The sequence below is a fragment of the Paraflavisolibacter caeni genome, assembly GCF_025628885.1.
Classification (GTDB): Bacteria; Bacteroidota; Bacteroidia; order Chitinophagales; family Chitinophagaceae; genus Flavisolibacter; species Flavisolibacter caeni.
This window is the reverse complement of the sequence record NZ_JAOTIF010000002.1, coordinates 31,854-46,082: the sequence shown is the minus strand read 5'-3', so window position 1 is coordinate 46,082 and position 14,229 is coordinate 31,854. Positions and strand designations below refer to the sequence as shown.

The window sequence follows — 14,229 nt, the reverse complement described above, 5'->3', positions numbered from 1 at the left end:
TATGCAACGAAAAGATTTTTTAAAAAACAGCGTTGGCATGATCAGCCTTGCATCGATCATTCCGGCCTTTAACAGTTGTAACAAGGAAGATGCCGTTGATGATGAAACCAGCGGGTCAGACACCAGTGATGGCTGCGCTGTTACAGATTCAGAAACAGATGGTCCGTACCCTCTTTATAACAGCAGAGGTTCCTCCATTCAGCGCACCAATATTGCAGATGGCAAACCTGGCATTCCTCTCAACATCAATATCACCATCAGAAATGTGAACGACAACTGCAATGTAGTATCGAACGCAAGGGTAGATATCTGGCATTGTGATAAGGATGGTTACTATTCAGGTTATACCAACTCAGGTTACCTGGGCACACAAAACAATAGTTCTGAAGTGTTTTGCAGGGGGCTTCAGTATACAGATGCCAGTGGTGTGGTGAAGTTTTCTTCCATTTATCCAGGCTGGTACAGTGGCCGTGTTACACATATACACGCACAGGTTTTTGTGAATAACGTGCTTAAACTGACCACGCAAATCGCTTTTCCGGAGGACATCAATACTGCAGTATATAATACGACGTTATATGCAGCACATGGACAGAACTCCACAAAGAATACTAGTGATTCTATCATCCGGGATTCGTTGGATAATGAACTGGCCCTAGTAGCAGCTAATTCAACAGGAGGCTATGACCTTGTGCATACGATTTACATAGCCGCATAAAACCAAACACTTATGCCTAAAGCCCTGATCCAAATTGCCTACAGACAGATCATAGATATTGCCTCTAACGGAGCTTTCGAACAGAATGTATGGAAAGACTCGTACAGTGAGTTCCAGATACAGATTCAAACATATAACCAAGACAACCGATACAAAACCTGGGAGGAGTTGAAAGCAGATAACGGGAAAGCGGCTTTCAATATTCCTTATAAAGTAGGCTTTAGTATTGGGCTTTATGTAAAAGGGTTAAACGGAAAGATGCCCCATTTGCAAGATTCATTGGGCAGGAATCATATTCCATTTGCAAACCATGAGTTTGAAATTGTGGCATCTGATATTACCAACGAGCAGGCGCATGTAGTAGCATTGACTTATACATCCGATACGCTAACACTCTTTGATAGTATAGGCGATCATATGCTATTGGCTGAGGGAGACAAAACGTTGGCAGGAGAAACGATTGATATGTTTTCATTAAAAATGCAGCCCCATTTATCCATCATAAAGTACAGGCCATTGTAAAACCAATTTATGATGCTTTTTTGGGAAAGTATACTGCGCTCTTTTGCAAGTCTAAAAATTGCTGGAACCAGTAACCTGAAGATTTAACAATCCTGCGTTGAGAAGAGAAGTCTGTATATACCAAACCAAATCTTTTGCTATAGCCTTCTGCCCATTCGAAATTGTCGGTGAATGTCCAATAGAAGTAGCCATTGACGGGTACTCCTTCATTTTTAGCCCGGAGTACCTGGGCGATATAGTCTTGCATATACTGAATCCGTTGATAGTCTTGCACCTGATTGTTGATCAGTACATCATTGAAAGCTGCTCCATTTTCAGTTACTATAATATTGGAAACGCCTTCGTAAGCAGCCACTTTTTTGAGGATGTGGTAAATGCTTTCGGGATATATTTCCCAGTTCATGGTTGTTGCGGGAACATTCCGTTGGCTTGCTTTGATTAAACGTGCATGCAGATGAGGGAAGACTGGCGAGTATTTTACGATTTCTCTTGTGTAGTTCTGTGTTCCAATAAAGTCCATTGCAAAAGGCATGATGCTTTCATCACCAGGTTCTATAAACTTCTCCATTTGTTGCAGCAATTTGAAGTCATGAACAGGATATCCCAATCCCATCAAAGGCTCGATGAACATACGATTTATTATAGCATCTACCCTGGTAGCGGCTTCCACATGCGACTTCGTATGTTCGACTGGTTCAATCAGCGAAGCGGAAAATGTAGTACCAACCTTGAATCTACTATTTATTGATTTGATGATCCTTCCCCCCAATGACTGGCATAAAACAGCATGGTGTGCTGCAGCCAAAAAGTTGTTCATTCCTTTTCTCCCTGGTGCATGTATGCCCAGGAAGTACCCTGCCCCAGTAAATACCAAAGGTTCATTCAACACCATCCAATTGTTCACTCTATCGCCAAAATGCTGTATGCAGGTTTCCACATAATCTGTAAACCAGTTCAATATCTCCCTGTTGGTCCAACCTCCTTTTGATTCTAAAGCCTGTGGGAGGTCCCAATGGTACAGGGTAATCCAAGGCTTAATATCCATTTCCAGGCAAAAATCGATCAAGCGATTATAGAAGTCTATACCTTTTTCATTTTTTGCGCCTATCCCATCGGGGATGATGCGAGGCCATGAAATGGAGAAGCGAAAGTTCCTGATGCCGAGGAAATTCATCAGAATCAGGTCGTAGATGTATCTGTCATAAAAATTGCAAGCAGTGTTGCCATTCTGGTTATTGAAAATGTTTCCAGGCTTCATGCAAAAGGTATCCCATATAGATAGGCCTTTTCCATCAGTAGTGGCCGCTCCTTCCGTCTGGCAAGCAGAAGAAGAAACGCCCCAATCAAAGTTGTTTCCAAAGTGAGAGGAATGTATTTCCATGGCATCAATCAGCTTTTACGAATATATTTTTCATTAAGAGGTTGTGGAATTCAGAGGGACTATCAGCAACATTTTTAACAGTGTCTGCCTGGGATTTTTCTTGTGCGTGTTTTTTTATAATCCCTGCCAGGATCTCTGATGTATTGTCTGGATAGTCGATTTCATATTGTTGTTCTTCCTGCAGCCATTTATGTAACTTTTTAAATTGCTTAGGCTTCAGATTTTTCAGCACCGGAACACCCAACATTTTTAATGCAGCAGCATTACATTGCTGTTCGTACTGGCCTTTCATAGGAATCACCATTAGTTTTTTTCTCAGGTATAAAACTTCAGCCGGCGTTTCGAAACCAGCTCCGCACAAGACACCTTCTGCACTGGCAATACTTTCCAGGAATTTTCTATTGTTGACAGGGTAAATGCAGATATTATCAAACTCAACTTCTTTTGAGTTATGCTTTGAAAACACCTGCCACTGGACTTCGGGGAAGCAGGATAAAAACCTAATGATCTGCTTATCACCATAAGCAGGCAGATAAACTGTATAGTGCCCGTTATTTTCAGTACTCAGGTTTCTTACTTCCTGCCTGATGACAGGGGTAAAAATGTTCTTGGCGTATGGTTGAAAGTGAAACCCATAGCGGTAGGTAGATGGAGCGTAACAATTCAATACAGCTTTACCGATCAGATCCGTTTTAGAGGGTTTGGGTGCCTGTTTGCAGGTTACTCCATTTTGATGACTCAGACCTATACAAGGTTTATTTTTCAAGAAGCAGGCCCAAGCACTAACCGGTTCAAAGTCGGAGATAATAAGGTCATATTCTTTTACAGGCAAGCTGCTCACCTCTTTAAACAGCTTTTTTATATTACTTCTCTTATAGGTCTCCAGATAATCTATGCCTCCCTTTTTCCCAAAGATGAAGCTAAGGCCATTGCAAGTGTAGTTGACATTATATGGCAGTTTCAGGTCGGACTGCGTTCCGCTAATCAAAACGTCGACCTTACCATGTTTTTGCAAAATGGGAATGATATCACCGGCCCGGCTTACGTGGCCATTTCCAGTTCCCTGTATGGCGTATAAGATTTTCATGGTTTACGCAGTTCGTTGAATTCCTGTATCAGGTTGTTGAAGAGGATATCTACATTCAATTCCTCTTCTTCCTTTTCTGTTTCTTCTGAAATGACTGTCTCCTGATGATGATAAATACTCCATTGCCCGTTGCTGTATTCAAGAGCTGTCAGGTTTTCAATCCAGTCGCCCGAATTGAGATACATGATGGTGCCCTTTTCGTTTTGCACTTTGCGCATCTGAGGATGATGAATATGCCCGCAGATGACGTATTGATAGTGTTTATCGATGCCGATGCCTGCAGCTGTTTGCTCAAAGTCGTTGATGTATGTCAACGCTTTTTTCACGCTATTCTTAATTCTTTTAGATAAAGAAATCTTACCTTTTTTCAGAAGATGGACGGATAGGAAGTTGACCATCTGATTGATCAGGATCAGTGTATCATAACCAATGGCCCCCAGTTTGGCCAGCCATTTTGAATGCTTCATGGTTACATCAAACACATCTCCATGAAAGATCCAAGCATGTTCACCATTTTTTAAAGACAGCAGCAGTTTGTTTTTGATAGAAAATGATCCCATTGTAAAGCCGACGAACTTGCGCATCATTTCATCGTGGTTACCGGTTATATAATGAACCTCCACGCCTTTGGAGACCTGGTTCATCAGGTATTTTACCACCTTCATATGGCTTTTTGGCCAATAGCGTTTACTAAATTGCCAGATATCTATTATGTCGCCGTTCAGAATGATTGTGGAAGGTTTAATACTTTTCAGGTAGTGAAGCAGCTCTTTTGCGTGACAACCGTATGTGCCCAGGTGCACATCGGAGATAATTACAATTTCAACTTCCCTCTTAGATTTATTGGTCATTTATCAGATAATTAATTTAAGGATCCTTGCTCAAGGATTTACAAATCAACCAACTATATATTACTATATGGTTAAGAGAAGGTTATGGTTGGGTTAAGAAGGAATGGCAGAGGACAGAAAGTAGAGAAGATTTTATCGGACAATTAAATTATGCTTAATCATGAGGTAACAATTTCGCAACAATGCTCATTGAACTTCGCATAAATTTTAAATGATTTATGAACCTAATCAAACCAACGAACTTATTTTTTCTTACCTCATTAGCAGCAGCACTTACTGCCTGTGACAAGAAGGACCATCCTTCTCCCTCAACAAAGCCTGAAATCAAAAGTTATTCTGCGACTCCAGCTCTTTTAAAGAAACTGACTGGCTTTGAGAACCTAGAATTATATACCCTTATCAGTAGCGAGGATTCGCTGCCTAACTACCGTTTTGGCGGTTCTGCCGATGGCTCCGGATTTTTGAGAGCAAAGGATGGAGAAGGTTATATTATGATGGTAAACAATGAAGATAACTATTCAGTATCCAAACTGTACCTGGATAAAAATCTGAAACCAATAAAAGGCGAATACGCATTGAATTCAGATGGTGGCCAGTGGCGTTTATGCTCCGGAACATTAGCTACTCCAGATGTAAACGGGTTTGGTCCTCTTTATTTCAGTGCGGGGGAAAGCAGCGTAGAAGCACAGACCCATGGCATTGATCCATATCAAAGCGTAGCCACACCGAATACCTCCAAGGGGTTGACAGGCCTTGGACGCTGGAGCGCTGAAAACTCTGTACCGCTTCACAAAAATGCCTATACAGGTAAATCCATAATCATTACCGGCGAAGATGCTTCAGATGCCACAGGCGGACAGTTAGTGATGTACTTAAGCAATGTTATTGGCGATTTGGAAAACGGCTCCCAGTATATGCTGAAACGCAGTGATAACAACCAGAAAGAAACCGACATAGTTGCAGGCACAGCTTATGACGTGGAATTCGTAAAAATTGAAAATCACAAAACATTAACCGGTGCACAAATACAAGCGTTGGTTGATCCTTTGAAAGCCATTAAGTTTGGCCGTGTAGAAGACCTGGATTACCGCAAAGGCAACGCGGCTAATTATCGTGAAATATATTTCAATGTTACCGGTCAAGAGGCATCTGGCGTGAATGCTGACCACTCCCGTACGGTTTATGGCCGTGTATACAGACTGGTTTTAGATCCATCAAATCCACTGAAAGGTAAACTTACCTGCATCCTTGATGGCGATGACGACAAAGGCCCTGCTAAAGATTTTCAAAACCCAGATAACGTTTGTGTAACCACCAACTATGTATATATACAGGAAGACTCCAATACTTATGGTACTGAAGATCACGATGCCTATGTTTACCAATATGATATAGCAACGGGAGCATTAAAAAAAGTATTTGAGCTGGATCACAGAAGAAATGCTGCCGATGCTTCCAAGTATAATGTAGGCGGCATGTCTGTAAAAGGAAGCTGGGAATATGGAGCACTGATAGACATATCAGATGCCACAGGTTTGGCCAATACGTTTGCCTTGAGCGTTCAGCCTCATACCTGGAGAGATGCAAAATTTGCAGGTGTTGACGGTGGCAGCAAGAGAAAGAGTGAAGACCAGGGTAGTGAAATTGTGATTATTAAAGGATTACCAAGATAAAAAACCATTTTATTCCTTTTGAAAATCCCCTGGTCATAAGGCCAGGGGATTTAATTTAATGATATTAAGATGAAAAAGATAATGCTGATTGCCAGTGCCCTTTTTTTAAGTGTAGTATTTATTGGATGCTTTTTTACAGGAAAACAAGAGACTGCGCAGCAAACTATCAGGCTTTACCAGCAGGATATTGCATCACTGAATAGGGAAGTGGCATTGCTAGTCCAACTCATTGATGCCAATGCAACACCAGAACAAATACAGAAGCAATTCAAGGAAGCCAGAAAGGCTTATAAGAAGATCGAGTGGCTAGCAGAATACTATAATCCATATACTGTAAAATACATCAATGGGGCTGCCCTGGAAGAAGTAGAGGCCGATGAAAAGAATGTTGTCATCCAACCTGAAGGGTTCCTGGTTTTGGAAGAGTTATTATTTCCTATTCCTAATGTTGCGCAAAAAGAGGAGTTATTGCACCAGGCAAAGGTATTACAATCGAATACAGGACGCTTACAACAGGTTGCCAGCAATCTGCAAACTACAGATGCTCATATTTTTGACGCCCTGAGACTGGAAGTTTTTCGTATCCTGACTTTAGGGATTTCAGGCTTTGACTCTCCAATTGCCCACCATAGTCTACCAGAAGCTCTGAGCAGCCTTGAAGGCATGCAAACTTATTTCGAGATCTATGAAGAACAGCTGCAAAGGATCCATTACTGCAGCAAAAAATCAATAGCTTATTCCTACATACACAAAAGTTTTTATCTAGCCATCATGATTTTGACTCTTTCGACCGTATGGCATTTATTACAGAATGTTTAAATCCACTTTCCGAGCAGTTATTATCAGTACAGCAACAGCTAGGCATCCCTGTTTTTACTGAGCCCAGAGCCATACGTGCAGATGCCAAAACATTGTTTGCACCAAACATATTTAATCCAGATTTCTTTACACCAGGCACACAAGCCTATAGCAACCAGGATAAGGTAACACTAGGAAAGCGACTATTTTTTGAAGTCATTTTATCGGGTGATGGGAAAAGAAGTTGCGCCACCTGTCACAACCCTTCCAAGGCTTTTACTGACGGATTGCCGAAGAGTCATGCTATTAAGGGAGGCTTTTTACAGCGCAATGCCCCTACCCTTCTGTATGCGGCTTTGCAACAAAGCCAGTTTTATGATATGCGCACGGCTTTTCTTGAAGACCAGGCAAGAGATGTAGTGGAAAACAAGAATGAATTGCATGGATCTTTATCACTAGCGGCAAAAAAATTAGCAAGGGACACCAGTTATATTCGACTGTTTCAACAAGCGTTTCCTATTACGTTTGATTCGATCCAGAGTTTTCATATACAAAATGCACTTGCGACCTTCATCCGTTCACTAATGCCTTTCAGTTCGAAGTTTGACCGTCACATGCAAGGAAAACAAGTAATGAACCAGGAAGAGATTGAAGGCTTTAATTTATTTATGGGCAAGGCCAAGTGTGGCACCTGTCATTTTGCACCCTTATTTAATGGAACTGTACCGCCAGCCTTTACCTCTACGGAGAGCGAAGTGATCGGTGTTCCTAATGACAAGAAGTTCACAAAAGTGGATAGTGATCAAGGGCGTCATCAAATTTTCCCAATTTCCAAGTTCTTGCATGCATTCAAAACCCCTACCGTCCGAAATGTTCAACTTACGGCCCCCTATATGCATAATGGCGTATTTTCAACATTGGAAGAAGTGATTGACTTTTATGATCAAGGAGGTGCAGCTGGAAGAAAGATGGAACTGAATAACCAAACCTTACCAGCAGAGCCGCTTTCATTGACAGCAGAAGAAAAGAGAAAACTTATACTTTTTTTACATACGCTAACTGATGAGGTTAAAATGTAAAATTCAAAAAGCCTTTGTATGATACAAAGGCTTTTTGAGTAAAAATGTTTTGTTGTTGAAGTTTTCTTATTGTAATGGAACAAAAATTATCGAAAGATTCAGGCAGTATGGATGAAATGATGTGCCCTTGCCTCATTAACAGTGTTGGCCAATGCTGATTCCACATCGATAATCCATTCAGGCAAACTGTCTTTTTTCACTATTTTCCATTCATTCTCAGTTGTTCTCTTCAAATCAAGAGCGTAGAGGTTTTTGTTTTTGTCAGCTACTGTTACAAAATAACCTACACCATCCGGATAATGTAATTGCGTGAACTGAAAATCCATCTCTTCATTACCTATATTTATATTTTTTCTAAAGCGTGGCATATGTTTCAATTTATCGGCAAATAAAATTACACTCTCCTGAAGGATTTCTAATATGAACAAATTGTTAACAGCTATTGGACAATGGCAAATAGTCAATGAATGATAAACTGAATTCATGAGATTTTACCGGCTTTTCAATATCCAATGGTTGACGGTATTGGAGGGTGTTTGAAGAACCACTTTATAAAAAGAAGAGGGATCAAACTTCGCCGGAAGTGAATAGGCTTCTTTTTGCAATGGGACCTTTGCAATTAACCTGTATTTATCTTTACCGCCATCTTTAGCATTATTCGTTGTCGTTAACCAGATATTTACAGTTCAATGAGTTCTTTGTATGCTTTTAAATACTTATTAAAGCGGGGAATATCTTTTTCGGTTAATTCACTTATTCTTTTGAGGTCGAGATTATCAGTCAAATCATTCAGCTTCACTTTCACTGCCAGGAAATTCGTCTTCACTCTTTTTATATAATCGTTGTAATCTTCATCTTCGCTTTCTTTGGTAAGACATTTTACTGCCAGAATAATTTCAGTAGAAAAGCCTTCTGCTTGCAATTGGCCAAAAGTATAGTCCGTCTTTTCGACAATATCATGTAAAACTCCTGCTATCTTCTCATTCTTATTCTTACCGGCATTCATCACTCTAAATACATGCATTAAGAAAGGCGCACCATATCTATCCAATTGGCCCTTATGCGCATTTACAGCGATTTCAATTGCTTTCTCCAAAGTAGCCATAATGTTTACATTTAAGCAGGACCTTACGGAATGATCCCTACTTAAATGTAAACATTATTTTCTCTGCTTTAATCTTCTCCTTTCTCTTTTTCATCATCGCCATCATCATTAACTTTCACAAAAGCACTCCTGCGAGGTGCAGGCATCTCGCTGTGCTCACCTTTAACCGCTTTCCATATGATTTGACTGAACAACATATCAGGAACACGATCTTCCTTGCTCAAATCAATTTCACCGCTCAATTTTGCAGTAGCATTCCTGGCCTTGTTTTTTTCATTGAAATCAATATTGGACGGAAGCGATTCAAAGGGGGCAAAATTAGGCTTAGATGTAAAACTTTTAAACATAGGTGTAGCAGCGGCATCGTATTGACTCATTGGCGGAAGCCCCAAAATCAGCTCAATTGTGCGCAGCATAGATGAGGTAGAGTACATTGTTTTATCAACAATGCCACGTTTTACAAAAGGGCCAGCCACATAAGCGGTAGTGCGATGTGCATCCACATGGTCCGGGCCATTTTGCGCATCGTCTTCAATAATAAACACTGCACTCTCTTTCCATACCGGGCTTTTTGAAAGATGTTCCAAGAACAACCCTACTGCTAAATCGTTATCTGCCACATGAGCGAAGGGAGTGGGAGCGCCAAAGCGTAATCCTTCAGTATGGTCGTTACTAAAACGAAGCGTATTGAGCCGGGGAACAGCATTGACAGCAACGAGCGAATCGAATTCACGCTTCCATGCATAAAACCGCACAGTGTCTCTATCACCCAAGCCATAGCTGGGATAATATGGACAAAAATGATTTTCCAATACCGGAATATTTGCTTTCCCATCATCCACAAATTCTCCATAAGTACGATAACTGACGCCTGCACGTTTGGCATAATCCCAGATAAATCCCTTTTTGGGATTTGCAATTTCTTTTTTACCCTCGCCAGGATAAGTGCCTCCGCGCCCGCCATAACTTGTTACCCAGTCCTTTTCAAGGTAATCTGTTGTATGTGCGGCTGTACTCCAGTTATGTCCGTCTGCACTTACTTCACCATCTGCATAAAAGTTATCCAGCAAAACAAACTCTTTAGCAAGTTTATGCTGATTCGGTGTAATTCTTTCACCAAATAATACCAAACCAGTATCACCATTTCCACCTGGTATATCACCCAGTACCTGGTCATAAGTCCTGTTCTCTTTTATGATGTAGAATACATGTTTTATGGGCGATTTATCTCCCACTTTCATTGGTATGGGATTCCCTGCTTCGCCATCTGCATTCATTTCCTTTTGTTTCGAATATGGTGTGTTTTTATATACGGCCTTTGAATAAACTGCCAAGGTAACATCAGATGGTTCATCTATAATGGACATGGTTCCTTTCATTAACCCACCAATGTACCCGGGCCGAACTGTTGCAGAAGTATCTCCTAAATGTCGAACAACTGGCCGTTGCGTTTTTACAGGATTAGGGCCGTCAGGATTTGCAAAGGATGAAAAGCCCTTTCCATTGGCAACAAATATCTTTTTTCCAATTACTTTAATATTGGTTGGGTACCATCCAACAGGAATATATCCTTTTGATTTACTATGACCAGGTACAGATACATCAAATACTGCCAAACAATTATTATCTGCATTCGCAACAAACAATTTCTTTTCATCGCCAGATAATGCAAGCCCGTTGGATGTAGAACCCGCTGGCGCATCGGGATATAAAGCCGCGTTTAAAACCTCAAGTACTTTACGCTGTTTTATATCAATAACAGAAACACTGTTATCATTAGCGTTGGCAACAAATAAAGTATTTCCTTTCTTATTCAACAAAAGCTCATTTGGATTATCACCTACAGGAACTTCACCAATTATTTTCCTTTTTTCTGTATTAAACACAATTACCTTGTCACCACCCCATGACGAGATATATAATTCCTTTTTATCAGGAGAGAGTAAACAGGTATATGCTTCTTTGCCTAATTCGATTTGCTGAATAATGCTTTTGCCTGAAAGGCTAACTATATACAATGAGTTATTCTCTTTTGTAACTACATAAAGCAATTTTGAGGCATCATCTATTTCAATGCCTGCCGGAGATATTTTTTCAGGCCATTTTTTTCCAAGAATAATACTATCCTTCAATTGCAGTTTATTATTGACAATAGCATATTGCAGTATCCAGTTATCATTGCCACCAGATGCATACAAAAATTTCTCATCACGACTAAACTTTAAGCCATACCAAGATTTAGGTATGATCACGTTATGCAGCACTTTTTCTGTCCTTGGATCAATTAATTGTATGCTCTGAATGCTTTGGCCATTGTTCGTAACGGCCATATACCTCTTTGATGTGGATACTGCAATGTTCAATGGAAGGTCACCCAATTGCAAAGAACGACCTGCCGGCGACAGGTGCCAGCCATTGGGAAGTCTTACCCTGTTCTTTGACAATTCGTTTTCGAGAGAAGAAGTTTGGGCAAAAGAGATTACAGATATTGAACAAAGAATAATAGCAACAATTATTTTCTTCATATGCAGGATTTGAAAAATAATAAAACTTGTATCAGATCAATAGTAAGACTTAATAAAAGCTGTTAGCGAAAATCCCATCCAATACCTATATAATAACTCCTGCCTATAGATGGAATAATACCAGGGCCAGGATATTCGTCGGTTCTTTGTGTAAAATAATGCTTATCAGCCAGGTTATTCACACCAGACTTGATCTTTAAATTTTTCCAATGGCCGTTAACTGACCAATCTATTACACTGTATGCTGGAATCCTGCCAACAACGGGATTGCTACTGATTTCCGTATTTGCAGCATCGCCATATGCTTTTGACTGATGTGAGTATTGAAGGGAGGTGGAAAACCATTTAAGGGCATAACTAAAGCCTACCCGATTAATCAATTCCGGGGCATATTCAACCTTATTCCCTTTGTATTCGCCCCTAGTATATTGTGCATTTGTATAGGCTAAAGAATTATAAATACTCAGATTACCAATTTTGTTGCTCAGGCCTAGCCATCTTGTTACATTACATTCCAAATAACTTTCCACTCCTTTATGGATGCTTTGCGCAATGTTTGTACGATACGTAATAGATTCACCTGCTTCGTTCTCTTTTAAGACTAAACCAATCCGGTTATTATATTGCAGGTAAAAAAGACTTACATCATAATTAAATAGATTTTTCACATTACCTCTTATACCTAAATCAGAATTCCACCCTTTAGGATCTTTCAAATCAGGATCCACTTCAGAAACCGAACTAAGGGGGAGCAATTGGGCATAATCTATTGGCCGGTAGGCCTGTGTTATATTGGCATAAACGGTTGCATTTTTGCCGGCCTGATATTGCAATCCCAATCCAGCTAATACAAAGACGCGTTCTTTTTCCTTTTCTATTTCCTTTTCAACACTTCCGGCTTCAAACTCCCCTTCTGCTTCAGTAATCAGAGATTCTAACCGGAGGCCTGGGTTGATCGAAAATTTATCATTTAACTGGATCCTATTTTCCAAAAAACCGGCACTGTTGATTGTTGTGAATTTAAACTGTTCTTCATATTCACCTTGTGTTGATAAATCAAAGTCGCTGTTGTTGGTACCCGGAGCCTCTTCCATGCGATCAAATTTGGCAAAACCAAAACGCATTCCTGCAGACAAAGTGTTTTGAATTTTTCCTAGCTTATAATGGTGCAGCAGTCGCAGTTCAGTGGTTGTGCTCTTCATCACTTCTCTATCCACTTCCCTGTTTGTATACACACCGGTAAGCGGGTCTTTTTCATCCGCTTTATCAGGTAATTGATTTACCCATACAAGGCTTCGCTCACCTGAAAGAAAGGAGGTAACAACATTCAGCCTAGTATTTTTGCTGATCATATAATCCATATTTGCGGAGACTATATTCCAGGGGCTTTTCACCCAGTTTCGAGAACGGACGGAGGTTCTGCTGTTTTCATTAAACTGAGTATCGGTTAATCCCCCGGGCATCTTTATTTTGTTGCGCAGTAAAGAATATTCCAGGCTAAAAGAAAGGTTCTCTTTTAGCTGGTATTTCACCTTTCCGAACCCGGTTAACTGCTGCTGGTTGGAATTAGCCCTCCAGCCCTGTAAACCACGGTAATTGATAAAAGAAAAGTAGTTCAGTTTTCCTATGGAACCACCAGCAGACAAATAGCCATTATACAAGCCAGCACTTCCCACTGTCTGCATTGTAGAAAATGAAAAGGGTTTATCCTTGCTACCCTGCCTGATCACATAGTTTACCATACCGCCTAACTGTGAACCAAACTGAAGTGAAGAAGCTCCCTTGATCATTTCTACTCTTTCTACAGCTTCCATAGGTGGCAAATAATATGTTTCATTATATCCATATACATCGGCGGCAATGTTATAACCATTCTGCCGCACATTTAATTCCATAGACTGTACAGGATTCAATCCCCTGATGCCAATACCATTAGCTACAAAACCACCAGTTTCACTTTCAATAATGTTCAACCCAGGAATTCTTCCCAGGATTTGCCGGGTATTATTAATGGCCTTATTGGCATCAATGCTATCCACTTCAATGATCTCAGTTTTCTTTCCAGTATAGACGAAGGAAGAATTGACCTCATTAAAATGCCCGATGCCATTCATGGCTTTATAACCTACCACCACCACTTTCTTCAATTCAGCATAACGGGAAGTATCAACCTGAGCAATAGTCAGGTTACAATTGCTCAAGCCAATCATACAGAAGAAAGCTTTAACTGAATTTTCAATATTCATAATGAAAATGAGCCTTTATTATTATTTTAATAAGTAAACATAAATAATAAAGCTCGCAAATTAATTTGTATAAACCTTTTGGCAGATTAACTCATTGTTATCAAATACTTTAAGGGAAATATTGCTAGCTGTAGGAGAAACTTTTTATGAATTACTGTGAACAATTCAAAACATAAATTTGGAAATACTGTAGTTAAGAAATGTAAAATATAAAATACGCTAACCATTCTGCATTAAAATGGCA

The 14,229-nt window shown here is 40.1% G+C and carries 12 protein-coding genes; 5 read left to right on the top strand and 7 right to left on the bottom strand.

Annotated features, from left to right (window positions below; translation table 11 throughout):
* The first annotated feature begins 1 nt into the window (after position 1).
* Both OCK74_RS04290 and OCK74_RS04285 read left to right on the top strand, forming a co-directional pair.
* Positions 2-718 (top strand): dioxygenase family protein, encoded by a 717-nt coding sequence (locus tag OCK74_RS04290; RefSeq protein ID WP_279295766.1) that lies wholly within the window; start codon positions 2-4, stop codon positions 716-718.
* A gap of 12 nt (positions 719-730) precedes the next feature.
* Positions 731-1,240 carry a hypothetical protein gene (locus OCK74_RS04285; protein ID WP_279295765.1) on the top strand — a complete coding sequence of 170 codons (510 nt, stop codon included), beginning with the start codon at positions 731-733 and terminating at the stop codon, positions 1,238-1,240.
* Positions 1,241-1,247: 7 nt separating this feature from the next.
* Here OCK74_RS04285 and OCK74_RS04280 read toward each other — a convergent pair whose 3' ends face one another.
* The 3 genes from OCK74_RS04280 to OCK74_RS04270 are packed head-to-tail and all read right to left on the bottom strand — an operon-like array spanning position 1,248 to position 4,559.
* Entirely contained in the window at positions 1,248-2,621 is a 1,374-nt protein-coding gene (locus OCK74_RS04280; RefSeq protein WP_279295764.1) for a GH1 family beta-glucosidase, read from the bottom strand.
* A 4-nt stretch (positions 2,622-2,625) separates the two neighbouring features.
* Positions 2,626-3,708 (bottom strand): glycosyltransferase family protein, encoded by a 1,083-nt coding sequence (locus OCK74_RS04275; RefSeq protein ID WP_279295763.1) that lies wholly within the window; start codon positions 3,706-3,708, stop codon positions 2,626-2,628.
* Complete coding sequence (locus tag OCK74_RS04270; protein ID WP_279295762.1) at positions 3,705-4,559, bottom strand: UDP-2,3-diacylglucosamine diphosphatase; 855 nt, start codon at positions 4,557-4,559, stop codon at positions 3,705-3,707. The genes OCK74_RS04275 and OCK74_RS04270 overlap by 4 nt, the downstream gene beginning before the upstream one ends.
* A 218-nt stretch (positions 4,560-4,777) precedes the next feature.
* On the opposite strand from OCK74_RS04270, the gene OCK74_RS04265 reads away from it, so the two are divergent.
* The 3 genes from OCK74_RS04265 (at position 4,778) to OCK74_RS04255 (ending at position 8,109) form a co-directional block, all read left to right on the top strand.
* The gene (locus OCK74_RS04265; protein WP_279295761.1) at positions 4,778-6,232 is read left to right on the top strand and encodes a PhoX family protein; all 1,455 of its coding nucleotides are present in this window, start codon (positions 4,778-4,780) and stop codon (positions 6,230-6,232) included.
* A 69-nt stretch (positions 6,233-6,301) separates the two neighbouring features.
* Entirely contained in the window at positions 6,302-7,051 is a 750-nt protein-coding gene (locus OCK74_RS04260) for a hypothetical protein (RefSeq protein WP_279295760.1), read from the top strand.
* Positions 7,027-8,109, top strand: a complete 1,083-nt coding sequence (locus OCK74_RS04255; protein ID WP_279295759.1) for a cytochrome-c peroxidase — start codon at positions 7,027-7,029, stop codon at positions 8,107-8,109. Before OCK74_RS04260 ends, OCK74_RS04255 begins: the two co-directional genes overlap by 25 nt.
* Positions 8,110-8,207: 98 nt before the next feature.
* On the opposite strand, the gene OCK74_RS04250 is transcribed toward OCK74_RS04255, so the two are convergent.
* The 4 genes from OCK74_RS04250 to OCK74_RS04235 all read right to left on the bottom strand — a co-directional run bounded on the left by OCK74_RS04250 (position 8,208) and on the right by OCK74_RS04235 (position 13,985).
* A complete protein-coding gene (locus OCK74_RS04250; RefSeq protein ID WP_279295758.1) occupies positions 8,208-8,477 on the bottom strand; it encodes a hypothetical protein in 270 nt (89 codons plus the stop codon).
* A 311-nt stretch (positions 8,478-8,788) separates the two neighbouring features.
* On the bottom strand, positions 8,789-9,214 hold the full coding sequence (locus OCK74_RS04245; RefSeq protein WP_279295757.1) for a phosphohydrolase: 426 nt from the start codon (positions 9,212-9,214) through the stop codon (positions 8,789-8,791).
* 68 nt (positions 9,215-9,282) lie between these two features.
* Complete coding sequence (locus tag OCK74_RS04240) at positions 9,283-11,739, bottom strand: bifunctional YncE family protein/alkaline phosphatase family protein (RefSeq protein ID WP_279295756.1); 2,457 nt, start codon at positions 11,737-11,739, stop codon at positions 9,283-9,285.
* Positions 11,740-11,801: 62 nt separating this feature from the next.
* Entirely contained in the window at positions 11,802-13,985 is a 2,184-nt protein-coding gene (locus OCK74_RS04235; protein WP_279295755.1) for a TonB-dependent receptor family protein, read from the bottom strand.
* Positions 13,986-14,229 lie beyond the last annotated feature (244 nt).